Source organism: Blastopirellula marina (assembly GCF_002967715.1).
Classification (GTDB): domain Bacteria; phylum Planctomycetota; class Planctomycetia; order Pirellulales; family Pirellulaceae; genus Bremerella; species Bremerella marina_B.
In genome coordinates this window covers 227641-249583 of record NZ_PUIA01000037.1, presented here as the reverse complement: position 1 = coordinate 249583, position 21943 = coordinate 227641, and the positions used below count along the sequence as shown (strand labels likewise).

Genomic DNA, 21943 nt, shown 5'->3' with positions numbered 1-21943 from the left:
ACGCCTTCCCAGGCGATCACCATCGTCCCAATCGATCACCACCAACAGAGATCCCCAAAAAACTCCTAGCCCTGAAAGGGCGACAGAATTTTACTTGCCATGAAAATGATTCCCTTCATCACGATCACCCTCCTCACGTTCGCCAGCGTGACGTGGGCGCAGTCTGCGCTGGAGGACGATCGGCGGATGATCGAGGGGCTGCTGGATCGTCAGTTGTTTGGCCTGGCCGAGCGCTACGCCGCGCAGCAGATCATGGCCGAACAGATTTCGCCTGCACATCGGGCAGAGATGGCCGCGGAACTCGTGCGCGCCTATTCGCTGCACGCGCTCAATGCTCGCCCAAGCGAACGCGACCGCTACTGGAACTCGGCGGCGGCGGTCCTGCCTCAGTTCCAAAAACAATTCCCCGATCCGGCCACGTCGATCCTCATCCAGGTACAAACGGCCCATAGCCAGTTGGCCCAGCTGCGGCTTCTGCGGCAAGAAGGGGAGGCCTTCAACGACGATACCAAGCTGGCCCAGGCCCAGCAGCTTTCCGCCCAGGTCCTACAGCAGTACGAGGCATTGCAGGAAAAGGTCGACGAGTTGCTGCGCCTGTCGCATGCTGCCGGCAATCAGCTCCCCCTCACGTCAGACCAGCTACTGGCCCTCTCGCGCAAAGTCATGCTGCAGTCGGCCGAAGCCGCCGAAGAACAGGGGCTCAGCTACCCGGCCGATTCGCCGGATCGCACCAACGCGATGATCCAGGCCATCCAGCGCGCCGAACCGCTGACCAAGCTCCGGCCCGACACCCAGGTCAAATGGCCGGCTCAGCTACTGGCGATCCGCGCACTGCGCCACCTGGGCCGGTTAGATCAGGCCCGCAGCACCGCCACAATGCTCTTGGAAATGGATCCACCACCGCCGCCGAGCGTGATCAGTGATGCCTGGGCTGAAGACATTCGCGTGGCCCTGGCCCAGAACAACTTGGCACTCGCCACGCAGCGGATCAACAAGGCTCGCGCGGCAGACGGCACTTCGTCGCCGGAACTCGATTACGCCATCTTCGAAACCTACCTGGCCCTCTGGAAACAGGCCGAAGAGAAACAGAACACGCAAGACATCCAGCTATGGCAAGGCCGCTCGGCCGCGGTCGTACGCGAACTGGAACAGCTATACGGTTCGTACTGGGCCCGCCGCGCCGAGCAGCAGTTGACCGGCAGCGCGAGCAGCGGCGGCATGCAGAACGTCGACCTGCTGCGCCGCACCGCCGAGAACTACGTCCGGCAAAAAAACTGGGACGAAGCACTGAAGAACTACGATCTGGGTGCCCAAGCGGCCCGTGCTTCCAACCAGCCGTCGGAAGAGTACCAACTGCGTCTGGCCGCGGCGGCCGTCGCCATCGAAGCCGGCAACCTGGCCGAAGGGGTGCAGCGCCTGCGGGCTGCGGCACTCGAATTTCCCGCCGAACAAGACGCTTCACTACGCCACCTGACGGCAGCCTACTACCAATCGCAACTGGCCCGGCAAACCGATCCGCCGCAGTTGGAACCCTACATTCAGTTGCTGCAGGAAAACCTCAGCCGTTGGAGCGAAGGGGAGCCGGCCGCCCAGGCCGCCATGTGGCTCGCGCAGATCGAATTCTCGCAAGGGCATTGGCGGGCCGCCACCGAGGCGTACCTGCTCATTCCACCAACATCAACGCAGTTCTCCTCGGCGGTCGAAGGGGTTCGTCAGGCCTCGCTCAAGTGGTTTCAAACGGCCCAGGCGAAGCAAGAACTCGTTCCGCAAGACGTCCGCAAAGTGATCGACTACTTCGAGCAAGTCGTCCTCCATGGTCAATCCGCCGGCGGCGAGTGGACCGCCACCATGCGGCTGGCTTCCGAGTCCGCCGCGCAGCTCTGGCTCAACTACACCGACAACGGCTACGACAACGCACGAGCCGTGATCGAAGTCGCCCTGCGATCGAACCCCAACGGCCCCGATGGTTGGCGAAGCCGCTTGCAGTCGCTACAGGTCATCGCCCTGGTCGGCCTGGGCAAACTCGATCAGGCCCAGGCCAAACTGCAACAAGTGCAGAACGACAGCCCACAACAGCTATTCGAAGTGCTGCAAGCGCTCGGCCAGATGGGCAGTTCCGCCTCGCCCGCCATCCGGCAGCAGATCGCCGAGATCGAACTGAAGGTCATCGCCATGCTGCGACCGAACCTGATGCAGTTGGACGAAGCAACCCGCATGGTGATCATCACGCGCGAAGCGGAAGCCCTGGCCGCCAGTGGCAAGCTCGACCGCGCAATCGAGCTGTACACCACCCTCGCCGCGCAGCTTCCCGGCGATGCCGAAGTGCAGGCAGGCCTTGCCCGCATGCTCTCTCGCGGCACCACCGCAGAGCTGCAACAGCAAGCCCTTGATCGCTGGCGACAAATCAGCCGCAAAAGCCGCACGCAGTCCCCAACCTGGTACGAAGCCAAACTCGAAATCGCCCGCTGCCACATCCAACTTGGCGACGCGGAAGAAGCGAAGCAAGTCGTGCGCTATCTACAAACCCTGTATCCCGACATGGGCGGCCCCGAAATGAAAGCCCGCTTCGTAGAGTTGATGCAGCGCCTACCACGGAATTAGAATGCTCCCCATCAAGCCCTGGGTGCCACGCCTAAGTCATCCAACGAAACAATGACCCCCTTCCCGTTATTCTTCCCCCTTGCGCGGCCGCCCCGTTACGGCACGCGTTATACGACTAGAGGATACGTGATACGCAATGTCGAGATCGACAATACCCTTAATCCACCCGATATACCTTGATGTGCCGATGCTGGTCTCATTTGCGGCCGCGACTCAAGGTGGTTTATCTTTCGGCGCTGAAGTTACCTCGGAGACCGCAACGTCGAAATCCGATGACGTAAAGATTGCGGGCAAATTCGGAATTAGCAATCTCTTCTCGAGTTTGTTTGAAGCTTCAGTAGATGCTGAAGCTGCGTCCTCTCGGTCTGAAGACGGGAAAGAGATGCGTCGTGAGTCCAAATCGCACACAGAAGCATCAATTGCCATTCTTCTCTACGACCATCTCAAGAGAAGTGAAGGCTATATTTTTACGCCAGCTTCAGCTGAGGATTTTGCTGACATTGAGCCCGGTGCATTGGTCGAGATTACGGGTACGCTCGAAAAGAATGCGATCGACTGGGTAATCGACTTTATTGACGCCGTAAGCATATTGAGCGGGCTTGATCCTTCCCAGACTCCTCCACCACAGAGTGGCAGGAACAAAGGTGGAAACAGACCCGCACCAAAATCACAAGACCATCAGTTGATTCACATGCGTGAGATGATGGACAAAGACCGGCAGCGAACGCCAATATCTAACGCCGTAGTCCGATGCTCACAGCCAGAAGGACTTAATGCAGTCGTGACTTTGCGAACGGCGAACCTGCGTGACCTTACTCTTAGCGAATTACACAAGAATACGGTTAGAGTAATCGGAAAGGTAACCAGAACAATTACAGACGGCGAGACAATGAGTGCGTTTGAGAATTACGGTTTTGCGTTGCTGAAACCCGATATACTTCGTGGCATGTTTACCGAATTGTCGAAGGCAGATGAAATGGTCGCTGATTTCACTGACGTTGAGGTTCGGGGGCCGGCAGTTCAAATTCTGCCTCTAATGGTATTCGTATGATTTCGCAAATTCGTATAACAAAGCCGTGAACCGGAGCACTCATTCACGCGGCAACTGAAATCAAAGTCGTTCGCCGCGCCCCGGTGAACTCAATCGTTAGACACAGAAAGTACGAACGATGATTGCAGCCCCTTGGTATCTATCCTCAATCGGCATCATGTTGGTTGTCATCGGTGCGCTCGCCGGCGCAGTCTTCAGCGCCGGCTCCTCCCGGACCCATATCGACCCGCGCATGAGCGACGAGGAGATCGCCAAACGATTGGACCGCCAACAGTCGATCGGATTCCCGGGGTTCATGGTCTACGCCGGCTTGCTCTGCCTGGTCGTCGGCATCGGCTGGCGGGTGCTACGGGTGTTCCTCTAATGCCTGGCGGGCAGTGGTTTCGGTGCCGATTGCCCCGCCTAACCTCGCGCTGGGTGCCACTGTCACCCCAAAAAAGACTCCGTGTGCCACCGGCCTCTGGCCAGTGCGAAGCGGTTTCCATCTTCAACCGATCCTTCCGGTCGATGAATCCATCCCAGGTTGCAATCGTCTACGTCGGCCAGTGAGTTCCGTACCTTTACTGCTTCGCCAGTTGGTACCTGAGTCGCACTGGCCCAGAGGCCAGTGATACACGCACGCGTTCACTTTCACCCGGGGAATGTTGGCATTTCGTGCCGACGATTCCCCCCAAACTTTTTCCCAGAAAATTTCCCGGTGGTACTTTTTAACGGAAGCGCTTCCCCAATAAATTACACGTATCAGCCCACCAATCACTCTTGATTTGGGTGTGCTAAGTCCTGTGCCTGCTTGTGCCTGGGCTTTATTTCCTGCCCATGGGCAGGTCTCTGACGACTTCTTCAACACAAACACATCACGCGTCTGTTGCGTGAGCACCGTATTCCTTTTTTGGAAGGCAGAATTGTCATGTCCCACGCCAACCCACAACCCCGTACCAGCTTTCCGCCGGCGACCAGTGCGCAGCCGGAAGCAGCACTCTTCGATCGCTTGATCGATGTGTGCGACCGGCAAGATGATCTCATCCGCCGGCAACAGGCAGAGATCGAGCGGCTGCGCGAGCAGCTTGCCGGCCTGCCTGCGAAAGTGGAGCCCCACCGGCCCAGTCCGCCCCAGGCCGAGGTGCGTTCGATGCCGAAGGCTTCCACGCCGAAACCACTGACGCCACCGCAGTTCGACTCACCCTCGACAATACAGAAAGCTCTCTCTTCGGCGCAACCGGACGAGAGACCAACCTCGGGGCAACCTGCGAAAGAGACGGCTGCGATGCCTAAGGCGTGCCTGCCCAAGGGCTTCCCAACGGGGCACGCCATACCAGAAGGACCGATCCCGCGGCGCGAGGCCCCTACACCCAAGCCCAAAGCAACCAGGCACCATTCCGCGAACTCGTTCACCCCGCCAGACCATCGTGCGCCATCGCTACCAGACCGGTCGCTTCAAAGGGAAATCGCGGCTACCAGCCGGCAGCCACTTCCCCCGCTTCACCCAGATGGCGAATTGCCCAAATCAGATCCGCGTAAGGTCGGTCCTCCTCGCAGCGGTAACAATCGTGTCCGCGAGTTGCTGAATCAATATTTCGATCGTGTGCCGAAGGCTTCTAGCCAGGTCCTGCCTGATACCAGCCAGGCAAGCGCGCCCCCACATCGAAGACACTGGCCTGAGCCGGTGGAGAGATGGCCCAGGTCTCTGAGCAACTGAGCGATTCGCACGAAGAAACGCCCGTGTGAACTGCCCCCCTCGGCAGTGTGACGTGACAACTCGGCATGAGCGAATTGGTTCGCAGAGTCGTAGGGTTCAAGATGGCTATCGGCTAAGAAGCCGTAGTCAGCGCTACGATCTAACCGCGGCGTTTGTCAGGCCGGCGGCCTGGTACCGGTGCATGCGCCGGGCACCGTTGCTGGCGCGTCAGAACTCTCCCTGATATCAACGGTAGTCCCAGCATGTACAGCAAACGGTTTGCTATCGTCAGACACTTTGTCTCGAATCGTTCGGAACGAGGGGCCAGGGCCGAGGAGCGCGTGCGTGGCAACAAGCTTTATGTCCTTCAGAAGTCGGGGGAAAAGAGTTTCTGCTGTTCCTAGTCGTAGGATGGGTACCGTCGTCTGCGGCGGATAGCCATCTTTCTTCGCAATGTTCAAGCTGACTAGCGGCGAAGAAACCTGCGACTGACCAGCCACTTACAGGCTGCTCGAATTAGCTACCAAACGGGTTCGTCGCTTTGAGTGGGCGAGAAACGTGCACGCCCAACACGATTGCGATCGAAGCACCGAAGAAGATCAACATGGTTTGGAATTCGAGCATTGCTAGGTTCTTTGTGTGAAAGATTTTCCTGAGGGGGGAGGCGTTGTTGGGAGAACTAAATTCACTTGCCGTGCCAAAGTGCAAAGCGGCAGTTTGAATTTCGAAAGGGGCCGCTTTTGCCCGGAGAAACCGGCACAATCGGCAGACTCGGAAAGAAACACCGGGAGGAGGTGAGGTTGTTGGTTATCGAGTCGACAACATCATTCGCGTTGTGAGATGTTCGGGCAAGCGGCTAGCAGAAACTTTCGTTTCCCCAGCAGCAAACCGATAGCAGTGCATCGCCGGCATGGGGGCTAGTGGGTTTGGAAAGCGTCGAACCAAAACTGGGTTGGATTGGATTTACAGGCCGCTATCAGGCAGTTGGCCGCATCGCCGATGCAGAAGTTTGCCGCCGGCTCATAAGATATTTGCGCCAGTAGAAAGCAATCGTCATCGTCCATCGTGGCGTCATGGACGTAGTACGGATAGCCGCCTACCTGGGTGACCTCTCCATCCTTCCAATAGCAGCCAATCCGACGCAGACTATTCAAGTATGCTTGGCCGACATCGCCTGTTGTCCAGTGATATTTGATGCTGCGGCCCAACTGAATCAGCTCGTCACGAAAGCTACGCACTCGCATTTTGAGTGGCTTGGGCCAGTTCTCGAACACGGGCAGATGCTCCCATCCTCCGAGAGGCGACGGGTAGCTGTCGGCTCGCCATCGCTCGACGCCGCAAGCTTGAACTTGGTAGTCGTGTTGACCCTGGGGCTCGGGTCGCGGCACTTCGAACGCTTTTTCCGCTGATGGCTTGTTGTAGGTTCGAACTAGGCAGCAGTTCTCTGGATCTTCAGCTAAGCCTTCCCAGCAGAGGTACACTGTAAACAGTTCGTACGCATCAGTTGGCGGGTCTTCGATCTCGGTCAGGTTGAACTGCGCGACGAAATCGAACGGATAGTTTCCGAACATAGGCCACTGTTCCCCAGCTTCCGCATAGGGAGTGCCCCCGAACCTGGTTGCCGTGATTGGGAGCGACTCGCCGGGCTTGAGCTTCGTGGCACGAAAGCGTGTGACAGGTTTGGCCAAGCCACGAACCTGACGGTCTATCTCTTGTTCGTGCTCACTGTTCTTACGATTCCACATGGCTTAAGCCTGATTGACGTTGAAGCGTTCACGTGTTGGGTAGGTCCCCAGTTTACTCGAAGCAGCAAGAACGTAAAAAAAGCTGAGCCCTCGCGTGGTGAGAGCTCAGCTTTCGCTTGATCAAGTTTTAGCCGCAAGGACTAAGCTTCTGGCGTAGCGGCTGGCGTGGGAGCTTCGGCCGGGGTGATCGGCTGTTCGTTGTAGCTGCCAGGGACGTAGCCTTCTTCGGTGATGACGTTGCCGCCTTGGGTGTCGTACGCACCGCCGCCGTAGTAGCCATTTCCGCAGTCACCATTGGGGCAGCTGCCGGTCTTGTTGTTCCAGTGTGGGCGGTGGTGGAAGCCGAGGTGCCAGCCGTAGTTCAGGTCGGCAGCGTTCCAGGTCCAAGGACCGCGAACGTTGTAAACGCCGAACTGCTGCGTGTCGTTGGGCCAGTAAGGGGTGGTGCGCAAGCTGCTGGGGCTACCGGTGATACCGCCAGGATAGGCCTGGCCGAACTGGTGATAGACCGGCGTCATGCGGCTGGAAGGAACACCCCACGAGTAGTTCGTCTGCATGTTGGCGTTCGGCGGAACGACCATCGCCACTGGCGATTGGTAGTTTTCGTACGCGTAACCGCCGTGCCATGGCATCTGCGACGCGTGCTGGGCATTGGCGTTGTTGCTATAGTTACGTCCCCACAGCCAACCAGCTTCAGCCGTTTGCACGCTGCCGCCAATTGTCAGGCCGACCAGGAGAGCGAGAATCAGTCGTGTCTGGGTCATCGTCATTAATTCCTACGTGAAGCGAGGGACGTGGTCCGGCTCGAGCGGTGTCTGATTAAAAGAACGGGTTGTAAGGATTCAGCCAAGTGCGACCGCCGTACCAGTGAACCTTGGTACGGTTGAAACCCTGACCACCGTTGTAGTAGTGGTAGTAGTTGCGGTGGTGCTTGTATAGAAACTCGTGCGGATCCAGTGGTGGATACGAGATGTACGTTTGAGGAACGTACGGAGGCGTCGTAATCGGAGCGGTATACATCGCAGCCGGATATCCGTAGTACGGATCGGCGACGTAGTACTGGTTCATGATGTCGGGGTAGGCCGGTGGGCTGGCGTACTCGTTAGCCTGAGCCGTCGAGCCAACCGCCATCCAGCCTGCAGTCAGGACCAGGGCGAACAAACAAGTTGTTGCAATGCGTTTCATCCGATTGATAGCTCCTGCCATAAGCGGCAATTGGGCAACCACGCGTATGGCCGTGGATGGGTTTCTTAGCGTCGCCATGTACATATGTCGGGAAACCAGTCCAAACCGCCGCCACTGGGTACTTCGGCAATCTGCGCGGGTCAGATAAGTCCAGGCCTTCCGTCGTAGATTAAATCGGCTATTCGGATGGGTAGTCTGAGACTTTATAGAGCTATCATGCCAAAAACCCCTATTCTTCCGAGTATGACAGTCATCCCCAATCTCCAGATCCTGCCGCTATCCCCGTAATCGACAAACTTTACTACAATCGTCGATCGGTCCCCGGTCTGGTCCCCTCGCTCTTTTGAAGCAAGGGGACTACGGTGAGGGGCTGGAAAACGAGTACCCGGGTCGCCCCTCACCCTAACCCTCTCCCCTGAGGGGCGAGGGGACCAGAATTGATCGAAACCCCATCAGTTGCTTCAGGAGTTTCCACGTTGTCGGAAGGCGCCACCACTACTGCGAACGGAACCGCACAAGGTAAGAAGTCTGCTCCCCGCCGCGCTACGGCCGAGACCATGGCCAAGAAGCAGCGCGAGATCTCGGTGAGCGAGTTCTTTGCCAAGAATCGGCACATGCTGGGGTTCGATAACCCACGTAAGGCTCTGCTGACCACCATCAAGGAAGCCGTCGACAACTCGCTCGACGCGTGCGAAGAAGCCGGCATACTGCCGGAGATCTGGGTGCATGTCGAACAAACGGGCGAAAGCCGTTACAAGGCCGCCATCCAAGACAACGGGCCTGGCATTCTCAAGAAGCAAATCCCGCTGATCTTCGGCAAGCTGCTGTACGGCTCGAAGTTCCATCGCCTGCGGATGAGCCGCGGCCAGCAGGGTATCGGCATCAGTGCCGCCGGTATGTATGCCATTTTGACGACCGGCAAGCCGATCAAGATCGTCAGCAAGACAGGCCTCAAGAAGCCTGCCCACTACTACGAACTGCGGATCGACACCAAGGTCAACAAGCCCGAGATCCTTAACGGCAAGGGAGAGGGCGAAGACATTCCGCCCGGCGAGAAAGGGGATCAGTACATCGAAGACCACGGCATCGAATGGGTCACCCATCACGACCCCGAAACCCCCGATGCCAAGCCCAAACCGATCTCTTCCGGAACGCGAGTCACGCTTGACCTGGAAGCCAAGTACCAGCGCGGCAAAGGGAGCGTCGACGAATACCTCGAGCAAACCGCCATCGCGAATCCGCACGTGACGCTGCATTACATCGACCCGAGCGGCATTCAGAAAACGTACCGCCGTTCGACCGACATCTTGCCGCCCGAAGCGACCGAGATCAAACCGCATCCTTACGGGGTCGAGCTCGGCCGACTCGTTTCGATGTGCAAGGAAACGACCGAGACGAGCCTGTCCGGCTTCCTTACCACGTCGTTTTCGCGCGTCAGTCCCACGATCGCCAAGCAGATCTGCGACAAGGCCAAGCTCAGCACGCGCATGCGGGTGAAGCGTATCGAACGCGATCACGCCGAGCACCTGTACTCGGCCATTCAAGACACCAAGATCTCGAACCCAACAACCGACTGCATCGTGCCGATCGGCGAAGATCAGCTGCTGAAAGGGCTGCATAGCGTGGTGCCGGCCGAGTTCTACGCCGCCGCGACCCGTCCGCCGGCCGTTTACCGCGGTAATCCGTTTCAGATTGAAGTGGCGCTGGCCTATGGCGGTAACGTCGAAACGCAGAAGATCACCAAGGACCTGCTGAAAGAACTGCTGCAGGAAACCGACGCGCGCACGGTACGTCAGTTCCTGATCCTCACGTTCAATGGCCTCGGCCCCGATGCGGCCGACAAGATCATCAAGCAGTCGAAGGTCGGTACCCGTAAGAGCCCGAACAAGCTGAAACCGAAAGAGGTCGACCACCTCTTCGATGCGATGCAGAACGTCAACGTCAACGAAGGGCAGTCGATGCAGGTCTATCGGTACGCCAACCGCGTGCCGCTGCAGTTCCAGCACGGCGACTGCGCGATCACCAAGACAATCGCCCAGACCAACTGGCGTTCGTATGGTCTTTCGCAATCGCGCGGCAACTTGCCCAGCGGCCCGGTCACCATCATGGTGCACATTGCCAGCGTCTGGGTGCCGTTCACCAACCAGGCCAAAGAAGCGGTCGCCAGTTACGACGAAATTCAGAAAGAGATGCGACTGGCGCTACAAACCGTCGGGCGAAAACTGGGGATGTTCCTCCGTCGCCGCATGAAGGTTAAGCAGCAAGCCGACCGCCGCAGTATCTTCCGCCGTTACCTGGGAGAAGTCGCCCAGGCCGTCAGCGACATCAACGGCACCAACAAGGAAGACATCTACGAAAAGCTGCTGGAAGTGGCCAAGAAGAAGACGGCCGAAGCAGACATGGTCTTCGACGAAAGCGGCAAGGCCGTCGATCCAGCCCAAGCCGATTACGGCGGCGGCGTGCTGATCGTCGACAAAGATGACGACGAGATGTTGGCCGATATGCTCAATCGTCCAACCGAAGCCGAACCCACCCCGGCGACGGCATTGAAGTCGAAAGACGATCAAGGCGAACTCTTTGACGCAGACGACGAGGACGAAGACGCTTAGGGCAAGCATTTTCCCTTCCACGAATGTTTGGCTCTTCTTGCTGAGCGTGGTCACACATTGCCCGCGCTCGCAGCCATATGGGGGGAAGCCATATGTCTCAAACCTTCTGTGTCCCCTTCTGAAGATTGGTGCTATATGCCCCCTCCAGATGGAAATTGCGTTTTTTTCTACAAATTAGATTGACGACAATTGACGGCAAGGGGGTCATGGGATATCACGGGAAAGTACCCATTATTCATGCTTTGTCCCATTCAATATCTCGCGCAATCATTTAGGGTCATTTAATGAAGAAGAAGCAAGCATTCACTCTCGTAGAACTCCTTGTGGTCATCGCCATCATTGGCGTTTTGATCGCCCTGCTACTGCCGGCCGTACAACAGGCCCGCGAAGCTGCCCGCAAGGTGCAGTGCCGCAATAATCTCAAGCAAAGCATCTTGGCGGTTCACAACTACCACGACACCTTCCTGGCCATGCCAGCCTACCGTCGCGACAACTCCTTCTGGGGTTGGGCTGCTCAGTTGCTGCCGTTCATGGAAGAGGACAACCTGAGCGAAGCGGTCGGCGTTCAAAACTACACCTTCCCTCAAGCAGTCGACGGTACCGCCGGTACGGCTGCTACTAACGCCTTGGGCACGGTTATCTCGGGCCTGCGTTGTCCTTCGACCACCGCCCCTGAAACCTACGAACAAGACGGCGTCGTGTATGGCGTGATCAGCTACGCCGCGTCGCGTGGCTACGGTCAGGCCGGCTACGACCAAGACGCTGCCGCCAACACCGGTGCGATCAATCGGGAAGGTCTGAAGTTCTCGGCTGTGACCGATGGTCTTTCCAACACATTCGCCATCGGCGAAGCTTCGGCTCGAGCTGGCGGCTGGGTGCCTGGTCCTCGTGGTTGGGCTTTCTGGGCTGGTGTTCCTGGCAATAACTATCTCGAACGACAGAACGCCCTCTCGAAGTGCGTTTCGTTCCCGATGAATGCCACCGCACATTGGGGCTTCACCAGTCAACATACCGAAGGGGCTTACTTCGCCTACTGCGACGGTTCGGTGCAGTTCATTTCCGAACACATCGAATTCGACAAGAACGGCGTGCCAAACGGTTGGTTCGGCGGCAATGGTGTCCGCGACCAAATCTACAGCAGCGCCAGCGGGATGGGTGTTTATCAACTGCTAGGCATTCGCGACGACGGTCAAACGGTCTCGCTGCCGTAACCCTGAAGTAAGCCAACTTTCAAGTCGCCGCTCCGGCGGCGCAAACGACAAGGGTTAAGAACTATGTACGCAGTAAGATGGACGCCGCTGGGGCTGATGCTGGTGCTGCTGATCACCACCGGCTGTGGCAGCAGCAGCGAGGTGAGCTTCGGCACGGTAACCGGCACAGTCTTTATCGACGGCCAGCCGGCACCGGCAGGGATCCGAATTGAATTCGACCCGGTTACCAAAGGCGTTCGCGGCAGCACGGCTGTCACGGATGCATCAGGCAACTACGAAGCCGACTACTCGATATCGACCAAGGGAGTTCGCCTGGGGACTTGTGTCGTGAAGTTGGAACAGCCCACCGAAGCACCGCCTGCTCCTGGGCAAACGCCGAAACGACCTTTTCCGAACGAGTTCTATGAAGAGATCCGCCAAGTGAACATCAGTGCAGGGCACAACACGGTCGATCTCGAGATCTCGAAGAAACGTTCCTAAGATAACCAGATCAGGCAAATCAATCGCCTCTGACGGCAAACAATGGCAAGGCCGGAAATCCTTCTTGGATTTTCGGCCTATTTTTTTGATACCGCGAAGCGATCTGTTTTCCACAAATCGCAAAAAACCTCATAAACTGCTAGATATATCGTGCCCCTCTTTCGCTTGGAGAGGATAGCTCCTGAATAGCGGTTTTTACCCTAGTCACCTCGTTAGTGGCATTCCTGGAACTAGTGGTTTAGCCGTAGACTGCGCGAGAATATCCATTTTATTTGATTCTTTTGTTTTTCGCTATTTATTAGATTGACACAAAATCTGGCGGAAGATATCACGGGATACTGGCCGATTGGCCCTATTTGTCTTAATTCCATACCCTACGTATCTTTTCCGAGGACCTTTCAATGAAGAAGCGAGCTTTCACACTCGTCGAGCTGTTGGTGGTCATTGCCATTATTGGCGTGCTGATCGCCCTTTTGCTGCCTGCCGTCCAGCAGGCACGCGAAGCTGCCCGGCGGATGCAGTGCAACAACAATCTCAAGCAAATCGGCTTGGGGCTGCACAACTTTCACGACACATTCGGCCAGTTTCCGGCCGGTTACGGCTTCAACGATCAAGCCAACGCCGCCGCGTGGCGCAAGGCCTGGGGCTGGGGTGCACGGATCTTACCGTTCATCGAACAATCGGCCCTGCACGATCAGATGGGCGTGACGACCCAAGAGTTCGACGGGCTTCTGCCAGGCAACAATTCGTCGAGTTGGCCCGCCGCTGGCGTGGCTTTGATTCGTACTCCGCTGGATGCCTACATCTGCCCCAGCGATCCTGGCGACGATATCAACACCTCGGTCGACTTCTGCCACACCGGTGGCCCCGACACGACCAAGCCAGCCAAGAGCAACTATGCCGGCGTGCTGGGTCACTACACAACCAACTGGAACGCCTCGGCAACGGCGAGCATTCCCAACAAACACGGCATGATGGACCCACAAAAGGGGATCCGCATGGCCGACATCACCGACGGCACCAGCAACACGTTGGCCGTGGGGGAACGTGATTCGCTCCACCACGCGGCCTATTGGGTTGGTACCGGCAACGTGAACTCGGAAGATTCGTGGTCTTCCCCCAAGGCGATCGGCCGAACCTTCGGCCAGAAGATCAACCAGCCGCTGGTCGGTCGCTTTTACCTGGCGTTCTCCAGTCTGCACCCAGGCGGTGCGAACTTCCTGTTCGCTGACGGCAGCGTCCACTTCCTAAGCGAAACGATCGACTCGCGTGAAGGGCTTCTCACCAACGGCAATCCTGCGACATGGTCCAGCTCGTACGACTCGCTCGACAAGTCGACCGTCGGCGTCTATCAGAAACTGGGCCTGCGCGACGACGGCCAACCCACCGGTTCCTATTAAGACGCAGGAGGCCTACTCAATGCATTCCACACTACGACGCACCTGCGTGCTATTTGCCGTGGCCTTATTGGCCACGGTGGCCGGTTGCGGTGGCAGCGGTTTGCCGTCGCTGACCGGTACGGTCACGATCGACGGCAAACCGGCACCGGCCGGAGTCGCCATCCAGTTTTCGCCAACCGCGGAAGGTGGCTCGCCCTCTTATGCCCAGACCGATGCCAACGGCAAGTACGAGGCCCAGTTCTCGTTCAACAAGAACGGCATCCAGCAAGGGGAACACTCGGTTAAGCTGATCCCAGGTTCGGTGGTCACATCGATGCCGGAGATCGGCCCCGATGGTCGCCCCGTCGGTCCACCGCCCAAGAACCCGCTGGGCAGTCTGCCTAAGACGTACTGGGAAGAGATCGAAGTCATCAAGATCAACGCCGGCAGCAACACGCACGACATCGCTCTGACGTCAGAGTAAAGTACGTTCCCCAAACAACGTGCAAGCCTGGTGTCGATCGCAGATCGCCATCTTTGCGTTTGAGCCCGAAAAAAATAAACCTCCAGCACAAGCAACGGCGACTCCGGCCGCGACAAACCCCGGCATGGCAGGCGGTTCTTCCATGCCGGTACTCAAGTCGGTGATTCCTACTCGCTACAACAATCCTGCAACGAGCGGTCTTACTTTCGAGATCAAACCTGGCGATAACCAATTGGATTTCGAACTGCAGAACAAGTAGTCAGGCACGTTCCGCGTCTGATCACTCCTTCACAGGAACTCGATACGCTAAATGAAAAGAAGGCCTCGAACATTTCGAGGCCTTCTTGTTTGGATACCCGTGGTTTCGAGTTTCCTCTCACGTCATTGGCTTGTGTCTTCTTCTGCACTCTTCTCGGCCTTCACTTTGGGGAAACTTCTCTCCCAGGTAGCCGACAATCGTCAAGGAGGCTTCCACCTTGTCCTCTTTGGGCTGATGCATAACGGCCGAACTCTCTTTCTTTGATGGCTCGGCAAACGTGGCGTCCCAAGTAACGAAAACACCGATTCGCAGCGCCCAATCTCCGGTCGCGGCTACCGGCGTACGTTTGTCGACACCGGCTGATTGGCGATGCCCAGGCGGCGGTGGTTGCGGGGTAAGATCCAGGCGTTGTGGCTGAAGTGGTGCAGGGGAACCGACGTGAGGTCGACCTCGGGGGAGATCAGCATTTGCGGTACCGTGTAGTTCATCATCACGTAGCTTTCGACGCGGACCTCGCCGCGGCGGCCGGTGGCGGCTTGCCAGCGGTGGCCGACCTTCTGGGCGTATTGGTGGATCATCCAAGGACGGACGGCCGCTTTGTCCAATTGGTACGGTTCGATCTCGCGAAAGTGGTTCCACACCATGTGCAGTTGTCGGTCGTCGAAGGTGACGAATTGTTGCGGTAGGCGGCGATAGTCGCCGGGACGCATCCGCGAAAAGTCGGTCCACACGACGTAGGGTTCTCCCCCGGAAAGCTTCAATAGCTGGGCCTGGGCATCAACGGACTCAGCCGCAGTCAGCGGCGGATCGATGATCACCAACAACGTCTGACCGGAAGCCGGGGCTCCTTGCAGGACGAATGGTTCGATCCGCTGAATCACTGGTCGAACCATATCGGCCAGCGGCGAGAGGTACAGACGCTGTAGCGAATTGACCAGTTGCACGCGTCGCTGTTCAATGCCGGCCGCTTGTTGCAAATGGAGTTCGTTTTCGTGTTCCAGCTCGGCAAGTTGCTGCAGAAAGATCTCGCGGACTTCGGCCGAGAGCTGGAGTTGATCGGCCCGCTGCTGGAAGCGCTCGCGAATCATCATCACTGCTTCCGACAGCGAGATGGCTGGCTCGATGCTCGGCGTGCGGCCGAGCGTTTTGTTCCATTGATCCTGGACCTTCTGTCGACCGACGTCGATGGCTTCCTGGCGATCGGTAGGAATACTGCCGGGGTTGTAGATCAAACGATGGCCGAAAATCGGTTCGTGGGTGATCGTCAGGCCGGGGTGATGGCTCCACTTGAACTGGTGCGAGTCAATCGCGATGTGAATCGCTTGCGGCGTCCCCTCGGGGCAGGCCTCCCAGTTGATGGCCGGCCGTCCTTTGGCGTTGGTGGTGTGAATCGCGGGATCGACGATCAGGCAGGTCAAGTGACCAGCCGCTTTCGCGCGGAGCATCATCCGCCAGCTAAAGTCTTGTCCTTCTTCGGTCCAGTTGGCGTCCCCTTCGATCAGGAAATGCCGCAGCGGCCAGGTCGCTTGCCAGAAAACAAAAGCGGCCAGGGCGATCGTGATGCCCATCGCCAGTTGCGGCTGCCGCTTCGCGGGCCTGGCAGTCTCTGACGAAGTTTTCCTGGCGAAGTTCCAGTGCTGCCGACAGATCCACGCCCAAACTTGCCGCGGCCAGTCTGGGGCGAAGAAGATGAGGGTCGACGAAAGGGCCATCGCCGGAAAGATACCGATCGGGAAGATGAAGTGATTGTGGATGTGGAACAAGGCCGTCGCGGCCAGGGCGATCCAGCGCGTTCTTCCCCACAGCAGCAAAAAGCCGACGCTCAAGTCGTAAAACAAACCACCCCACGCCAAAAACAGGCACAGATGAATCGGCTGCAAACTCTCAGGCAAACCAATCGTGCCGTTCAGGAAGTCGTACAGCATATTGCCAGGTGCATACAGGGGTTCGCCGGTGAGCCAGTCGCCGTTCAGCTTGGCGATCCCACCGTAAAAGTACACCAGAAAGAGCTGAAAACGCAGCAGGAAGATCGGCCAGAAGGGGATCGTGCCGCTGCTTTCCGTTGGGGGCACCGATTGCTTGTGGAACCTGCGTGCGATCAGGTTATCCAGAGACCAGCAGCGAGCCGCCGGCATGAAGATCAACACGAAGCTCAACAGGCTGATCAGATAGTAGTGATTGTTGTAGAGCGTTGCTTCGAGCAGAAAGATATACGTGTAGCCCAGAAACAGCGTCGCACAGGCGGTGCGGTAAAATAGCCCCAGCGCGACCAATAGCGCGGCCACACCTACCACGGCGAAGTGCACCGTCAGCCACGGCTGAGGCCACGGCTGCACCCAGTCAAACCCAGGATAGGTGAAGTGCAGGGGAGGGGAGGCGAAGACGCGCTCGATCTCGGTGATGCCGCCGTTGACCTGGAAGTACTTCAGCATGTGCCAGACCATGATCAGCCCGAAGCAGATCCGGAACACGGCCAGCGAAGCCCCGTCTACCGAACGGGCCAATTGAACCCGGGCGAATTCGAGCCAGCTAGCAGAGGGTTTGGCCGAACGATCAGCGGAGGTCATGACTGCATTCTTTCGAGGCGATTCTATTTCCAGGAGGGACCATAGATCCAAGAAAAAGGGAGGGGGGTACTTGTAGGGGATGCCGACCAGTTGCGTCAAGGGATATCAAGAAAGCAAAACGCCTTCGCACGGGGCCGTGCGAAGGCGTTGGCTGGATATCGTAGGCTGATTTCTGGGCAAGCGACTTAGTACTGAATACCGCCGCCGATCGTGAACCCGAGAAAGCCGAGATTCTCGTTCAACACGTCGTCCGATGTTGCTTCGTCCGAGTCGGTAGAGAACATGGCCGACGGGTTGGGGCTACCGACATTCGCCCAGTATTGGGCCTCCAGGGCACTCTTGAAGAAGAATCGCTCGTTACGCGAAGTCCACTTCACACCCATCTGCATCTCCATCGCACCGGAGAGCGTGCCAGTGTTCTCGATGTCCATGATCTCAGATGCGGCATCCGAGCTGGCCCGGAACTGTTGCTGACCGAACAGCATCGACCCGCGTCCGTTGGCAAACACGTCCCATCTGCCAATCATCGGGCGACTGAATTCGCCGGCCAGCGTCGGACCATATCCGCGGAACTTGATGTCCCCCATGGCGATCCCTGCGTCGGCAACCGCCAGGTAGCTTTGGTCGATCTCAGCGTAGCGGAAACCACCACTGACCAGGAAGTTCTTGGTCGCTTGCGTTTGCAGTTCCAAGTCGAGCACGTTCAAATCGATGCGATGGGTCATGACGGCCGTGTCGACATCGACCAAACCAATGATCGTATCGGCATCGTTGATCGAGGCCCAGATAATCGAGCCTTCGTCCTGCGTCAGAGCGACGCTGCTGTCGACGTCTAACGACGTGCTTTGGTCGAACTGCCAGTAGCGAGCACGCCACCCCATCGCTCCCTTGGCACCGAGGTAGCCCAGTTCAACACGACTGCTGGGCTTCATGCCCCAGTCGAAACCGACGTGTTCGATCACGGGGTCGTTAAACGCGAGGATAGCGGTATTGTTCGACTGGTAAGGCGTCACCAGCACGAGTTCGTACGCGGCGTAGTAATGTCCGCACTCGTCGTCGCATTCACACGCTTCACAAGACGGAACGTTAACCATTTGCGTCGACTGAGCGTTGACCTGTTGTTCGAGGTTTTCCATTCGAACAAGCAGGTCGTCGTACGAGGTGAGCGACACCTCTTCTGCCTGGGCAATTCCCGCTACTGCCAGCAGAAACGTGGGCAACATGATTGCCCAAAACTTGCGATCCATCGCAACAACTCCGATGTGGGGTCATAAACATATCGCCGCACAGCCCGCGTGAATGCTCAGCGGCCCGAACGTCGATTCCATTCCATTGATTGCCCCTAACAACGGTGCGACCAAGTGCGCTCCGTCCCCACATCCATCGGCTACCCGCAAGGAGATAGTTTAGCCGCATCATGGCATTTGCCCCCCTTTCCAAATGGGGGGGCGCTAGAGCGTGATTGAGCTAGCAAGCCAAGTGCCAGCAGTGCTAGCACCATGCCGTTGCTTAAACATTCTCCGCCGTCGGATGAACCCAGAAGCCGCGGTATTCGCGGGCGAGCAGCTTGTTCGCCTCGTCGTCTCCCTTCACCTTGCCGGCTGCGGCGTCCCAGGTCAGGCTGCGGCCTAGTTGCAGGGACATGTTCGCCAGGATGCAACTGGCGGTCGAGATGTGCCCTTGTTCGATGTCGGCCACGGGGCGAGTGCGCTGCTCGATCGCTTTCAGGAAGTCGCGCTGGTGGGCGCGGTTGGCGGCGGCGACGTGCTGCTCGAGGTCCTTTTCGTGCTGGTCTTCCGGGTACTTATCCCACTCGGTCTGGGGCGCTCCGCTGAGGGTCGCTTCCTTTTTCCCTTTGGGGAAGAACTCGTACTTGTTCACGCTCGCTTTCAGAGTTCCCTTATCGCCGTACAGGAACACGGCCCAGGGGTAATCGCGGTCGGGGGCATCGCCGTAGGTGCGATGCGTCCAGACGACGTCCAGGTTGCCGAAATCGAACGTCGCGACCTGCGTGTCGGGCACGTTGCCGGTGGCGTCGGTGTAGACGTACGTTCCGCCGCGGCTGTTCACGCTTGTGGGCCACCCCAGGTCAAGCATCCAGCGCACCGTATCGAGCATATGAATGCACATGTCCCCCATGATGCCGTTGCCGAACTCCTGGAACATTCGCCAACTGCGCGGATGCATCACCGGATTGAACGGCAGCTTCGGAGCGGGGCCGGTCCACATCTCGTAGTCGAGGTACTCAGGCGGCGGGCAATTCTCAGCCGTACGATTGCGTCCCATGCCGTAGTAACAGCAAATCTCGGCGTGACCGATCGTGCCGAGCAATCCTTCACGGATCACCTTGTCGCGGGCTTCAATCAAATGGGCCGTGCTCCGCCGCTGGGTGCCGACCTGCACGACGCGATCGTACTTGCGAGCCGCGGCCAGCATGGCCTGACCTTCGACAATATCACGGCTGATCGGTTTCTGGCAGTAAACGTCGGCCCCGGCCTTGCAGGCCTCGATCATGGCCAGCGCATGCCAATGGTCTGGCGTACCGATCAGGCAGATGTCGAGATCCTTCTCGGCGAGCATCTTCCGGTAGTCACCATACTGCTGCGGCTGCTTGCCAGACTTCTGCCGCGAAGCAACCAATTCGGCTGCGCCACTGAGCATCTGCGAATCGACGTCGCAAATCGAAACCACCTCGACCGGGGCGACCTGAATCAATCGCATCAAGTCGCACTTGCCATACCACCCACAGCCAATCAGTCCGACCCTCTTCGGCTTGATATCCAATAGATCCTGCGCCCAAGTCGAACGCGGCAACGAACTAATGGCAGTCACGGCGGCAGCCGTCGTAAGAAACCGGCGACGATCCATGGTGAGGCTCCTGAAGAAAAGACTGGGGCAAGGATGCAGGTCGAGTTATTGTACTTTAAGATGGGACGAATACACGAACAATACAGCCGCCCCCCTGCATCCCATCTGAGCTTAACTATGCGACGAAACATTCTCTCGCTTGCCCCGCTGGCCCTGGTCATTCTCTTCGGCCTATTGGCTGTTCCTGCCCTGGCGGCCGATCGCCCGAATATTGTGTGGATCTTTGCCGAAGACATGAACGACTGGATGGGGTGCTATGGGGACGATACCGTCCCCACCCCCAACATCGACGCATTGGCCAATAACGGCGTGCGATTCAATCGGGCGTATATGCCAGCGGGCGTTTGCTCGGCAACGCGTTCGGCAATTGCCCTGGGTGCGATGCAGACGAGCCTGGGGGTTCACAATCATCGCAGTTCGCGACAGCGCTACCCAGGCGAAGAGATCCGTCTGCCGAAAGAGGTGAAGACGGTCTATCAAACGTTACGCGCCGGCGGCTATCACGTGATCAACTATGGCCCCAAAAGTGATTTCAACTTCCTGTGGGCTTCGCAAAACGAAAAAGAGTTGAAGAAGCGAAATGGCACCAGCGCTATCCCTGCCGCATCAGAGAGTGACTTGCTGTACGACGTCAATGTGCTGCCTTGGGCACCCAGCAATGACCTGTTGCCAGGACTGCTTGCAGCTTGCCCCGATGACAAGCCGGTGTTCCTTCAACTGCAACTGCGCGGCGGGAAGAACAACGGCAAGTTCTCTGGCTTTCCGCAGGGGAAGACCTCGGCCGAGGACGTCGAGGTAGTGCCCTACTACGCTGATCTACCCAGCGTTCGCAACGAGATCGCCCATCACTACGACTGCATTCGCCAGACCGACGAAGAGGTTGGGCAGATCGTGAAGACGCTGAAAGAGCATGGCTTCGACAAGAACACGATCGTCTTCTTCTTCACCGATCACGGCATGAAACTACCGCGTCACAAACAGTGGCTCTACGAAGGGAGCATTCGTGTGCCCCTGGTTATCGCCGGCCCTGGCATCCCGGTCGGTACCACACGGGACGACCTGGTCAGCGGCATTGATATTACCGCCGCGACGCTCGCGCTGGCCGGCATCAACCAGCCCAAGTATATGGAAGCGAAGGACTTCTTTGCCGATGACTACAAGCGCGACTACGTCATCAGTGCCCGGGACCGTTGCGACTACACCATCGAACGCGTTCGTGCCGTTACCGGCCAGCGGTTCAAGTACCTGCGCAACTTCAAGACCGATCGCCCCTTCATGCAGCCCCAATATCGCGACGGCGAAGCGTTCATGAAAGACCTGAAAGCCTACTACAAGGCCGGCAAGATGAACGAAATCGAAAGCTTCATCATGTCGGAAACGCGCGTGCCGGAAGAGCTTTACGACCTGGAGAATGACCCCCACGAGATCCACAACCTGGCCAATGATCCGGCGTACCGCGAGCAGTTAGAGAAGTGCCGCGGTATTCTGAATGCATGGATCGAACAAACGGGGGACCAGGGGCAATATGACGAGTCGGTCGAGTCGCTCAAAGGGGTGCTCCAGCAGTGGAGCAAGCAAGCTGTGAACCCTGAATACGACAAGGCGCGATAGCTTGAACAAGGGAAGATCGCACGACGCTTAGCCCCCTCACCCTAACCCTCTCCCTGCAGGGGCGAAGATCTCGCGTCTGCTACACGCTTGAATCACACGAGACACTCGCTCCGGGTGCCACGCCCAAGTCCGCTTGGGTGTGCGTACAACACTTGGCGACGCGCAGGCAACTCTCCGCTGTACCGCAAAACATTTCCTACATTCTTCCCCACTGGCAT

Annotated in this window: 16 protein-coding genes; 10 read left to right on the top strand and 6 right to left on the bottom strand. The window is 57.9% G+C overall.

Features of this window, described 5'->3' with window-relative positions:
* Positions 1-99 precede the first annotated feature (99 nt).
* The 4 genes from C5Y96_RS12900 (at position 100) to C5Y96_RS12885 (ending at position 5348) form a co-directional block, all read left to right on the top strand.
* The gene (locus C5Y96_RS12900; protein WP_105353876.1) at positions 100-2601 is read left to right on the top strand and encodes a tetratricopeptide repeat protein; all 2502 of its coding nucleotides are present in this window, start codon (positions 100-102) and stop codon (positions 2599-2601) included.
* A 136-nt stretch (positions 2602-2737) separates the two neighbouring features.
* Positions 2738-3652, top strand: a complete 915-nt coding sequence (locus tag C5Y96_RS12895) for a hypothetical protein (RefSeq protein WP_105353874.1) — start codon at positions 2738-2740, stop codon at positions 3650-3652.
* Between the two features lie 118 nt (positions 3653-3770).
* Entirely contained in the window at positions 3771-4016 is a 246-nt protein-coding gene (locus C5Y96_RS12890) for a hypothetical protein (RefSeq protein ID WP_105353872.1), read from the top strand.
* A gap of 543 nt (positions 4017-4559) precedes the next feature.
* Positions 4560-5348 carry a hypothetical protein gene (locus C5Y96_RS12885; RefSeq protein ID WP_105353870.1) on the top strand — a complete coding sequence of 263 codons (789 nt, stop codon included), beginning with the start codon at positions 4560-4562 and terminating at the stop codon, positions 5346-5348.
* A gap of 896 nt (positions 5349-6244) precedes the next feature.
* On the opposite strand, the gene C5Y96_RS12880 is transcribed toward C5Y96_RS12885, so the two are convergent.
* The 3 genes from C5Y96_RS12880 to C5Y96_RS12870 form a co-directional block, all read right to left on the bottom strand.
* Entirely contained in the window at positions 6245-7072 is an 828-nt protein-coding gene (locus C5Y96_RS12880; protein WP_105353867.1) for a DUF1963 domain-containing protein, read from the bottom strand.
* 140 nt (positions 7073-7212) lie between these two features.
* Entirely contained in the window at positions 7213-7836 is a 624-nt protein-coding gene (locus tag C5Y96_RS12875) for a hypothetical protein (RefSeq protein WP_105353865.1), read from the bottom strand.
* Between the two features lie 55 nt (positions 7837-7891).
* The gene (locus C5Y96_RS12870) at positions 7892-8257 is read right to left on the bottom strand and encodes a hypothetical protein (protein WP_105353863.1); all 366 of its coding nucleotides are present in this window, start codon (positions 8255-8257) and stop codon (positions 7892-7894) included.
* Positions 8258-8733: 476 nt separating this feature from the next.
* Here C5Y96_RS12870 and C5Y96_RS12865 point away from each other — a divergent pair, with 476 nt between their 5' ends.
* The 5 genes from C5Y96_RS12865 (at position 8734) to C5Y96_RS12845 (ending at position 14420) form a co-directional block, all read left to right on the top strand.
* On the top strand, positions 8734-10866 hold the full coding sequence (locus C5Y96_RS12865) for an ATP-binding protein (protein ID WP_233198944.1): 2133 nt from the start codon (positions 8734-8736) through the stop codon (positions 10864-10866).
* A gap of 284 nt (positions 10867-11150) precedes the next feature.
* Positions 11151-12077, top strand: coding sequence for a DUF1559 domain-containing protein (locus tag C5Y96_RS12860; RefSeq protein WP_105353860.1), 927 nt, complete (start codon positions 11151-11153; stop codon positions 12075-12077).
* A 63-nt stretch (positions 12078-12140) separates the two neighbouring features.
* A complete protein-coding gene (locus C5Y96_RS12855) occupies positions 12141-12557 on the top strand; it encodes a hypothetical protein (RefSeq protein ID WP_146115648.1) in 417 nt (138 codons plus the stop codon).
* A 401-nt stretch (positions 12558-12958) separates the two neighbouring features.
* Positions 12959-13957 (top strand): DUF1559 domain-containing protein, encoded by a 999-nt coding sequence (locus tag C5Y96_RS12850; RefSeq protein WP_105353848.1) that lies wholly within the window; start codon positions 12959-12961, stop codon positions 13955-13957.
* Between the two features lie 19 nt (positions 13958-13976).
* On the top strand, positions 13977-14420 hold the full coding sequence (locus tag C5Y96_RS12845; protein ID WP_105353846.1) for a hypothetical protein: 444 nt from the start codon (positions 13977-13979) through the stop codon (positions 14418-14420).
* A gap of 591 nt (positions 14421-15011) precedes the next feature.
* On the opposite strand, the gene C5Y96_RS12835 is transcribed toward C5Y96_RS12845, so the two are convergent.
* The 3 genes from C5Y96_RS12835 to C5Y96_RS12825 all read right to left on the bottom strand — a co-directional run bounded on the left by C5Y96_RS12835 (position 15012) and on the right by C5Y96_RS12825 (position 20114).
* Complete coding sequence (locus C5Y96_RS12835; protein WP_105353842.1) at positions 15012-17246, bottom strand: HTTM domain-containing protein; 2235 nt, start codon at positions 17244-17246, stop codon at positions 15012-15014.
* A 185-nt stretch (positions 17247-17431) separates the two neighbouring features.
* Positions 17432-18493, bottom strand: coding sequence for an Lpg1974 family pore-forming outer membrane protein (locus C5Y96_RS12830; protein WP_105353840.1), 1062 nt, complete (start codon positions 18491-18493; stop codon positions 17432-17434).
* Between the two features lie 262 nt (positions 18494-18755).
* A complete protein-coding gene (locus tag C5Y96_RS12825; RefSeq protein ID WP_105353838.1) occupies positions 18756-20114 on the bottom strand; it encodes a Gfo/Idh/MocA family protein in 1359 nt (452 codons plus the stop codon).
* A gap of 117 nt (positions 20115-20231) precedes the next feature.
* On the opposite strand from C5Y96_RS12825, the gene C5Y96_RS12820 reads away from it, so the two are divergent.
* On the top strand, positions 20232-21725 hold the full coding sequence (locus tag C5Y96_RS12820) for a sulfatase (protein ID WP_158261213.1): 1494 nt from the start codon (positions 20232-20234) through the stop codon (positions 21723-21725).
* The last annotated feature ends 218 nt before the right edge of the window (positions 21726-21943 follow it).

What these genes read in the sequence shown, in the direction of transcription:
- C5Y96_RS12900 (WP_105353876.1), top strand. Translation starts at nt 100, where the DNA reads ATGAAAATGATTCCCTTCATCACGATCACCCTCCTCACGTTCGCCAGC.
- C5Y96_RS12895 (WP_105353874.1), top strand. Translation starts at nt 2,738, where the DNA reads ATGTCGAGATCGACAATACCCTTAATCCACCCGATATACCTTGATGTG.
- C5Y96_RS12890 (WP_105353872.1), top strand. Translation starts at nt 3,771, where the DNA reads ATGATTGCAGCCCCTTGGTATCTATCCTCAATCGGCATCATGTTGGTT.
- C5Y96_RS12885 (WP_105353870.1), top strand. Translation starts at nt 4,560, where the DNA reads ATGTCCCACGCCAACCCACAACCCCGTACCAGCTTTCCGCCGGCGACC.
- C5Y96_RS12880 (WP_105353867.1), bottom strand. Translation starts at nt 7,072, where the DNA reads ATGTGGAATCGTAAGAACAGTGAGCACGAACAAGAGATAGACCGTCAG.
- C5Y96_RS12875 (WP_105353865.1), bottom strand. Translation starts at nt 7,836, where the DNA reads ATGACCCAGACACGACTGATTCTCGCTCTCCTGGTCGGCCTGACAATT.
- C5Y96_RS12870 (WP_105353863.1), bottom strand. Translation starts at nt 8,257, where the DNA reads ATGAAACGCATTGCAACAACTTGTTTGTTCGCCCTGGTCCTGACTGCA.
- C5Y96_RS12860 (WP_105353860.1), top strand. Translation starts at nt 11,151, where the DNA reads ATGAAGAAGAAGCAAGCATTCACTCTCGTAGAACTCCTTGTGGTCATC.
- C5Y96_RS12855 (WP_146115648.1), top strand. Translation starts at nt 12,141, where the DNA reads ATGTACGCAGTAAGATGGACGCCGCTGGGGCTGATGCTGGTGCTGCTG.
- C5Y96_RS12850 (WP_105353848.1), top strand. Translation starts at nt 12,959, where the DNA reads ATGAAGAAGCGAGCTTTCACACTCGTCGAGCTGTTGGTGGTCATTGCC.
- C5Y96_RS12845 (WP_105353846.1), top strand. Translation starts at nt 13,977, where the DNA reads ATGCATTCCACACTACGACGCACCTGCGTGCTATTTGCCGTGGCCTTA.
- C5Y96_RS12835 (WP_105353842.1), bottom strand. Translation starts at nt 17,246, where the DNA reads ATGACCTCCGCTGATCGTTCGGCCAAACCCTCTGCTAGCTGGCTCGAA.
- C5Y96_RS12830 (WP_105353840.1), bottom strand. Translation starts at nt 18,493, where the DNA reads ATGGATCGCAAGTTTTGGGCAATCATGTTGCCCACGTTTCTGCTGGCA.
- C5Y96_RS12825 (WP_105353838.1), bottom strand. Translation starts at nt 20,114, where the DNA reads ATGGATCGTCGCCGGTTTCTTACGACGGCTGCCGCCGTGACTGCCATT.
- C5Y96_RS12820 (WP_158261213.1), top strand. Translation starts at nt 20,232, where the DNA reads ATGCGACGAAACATTCTCTCGCTTGCCCCGCTGGCCCTGGTCATTCTC.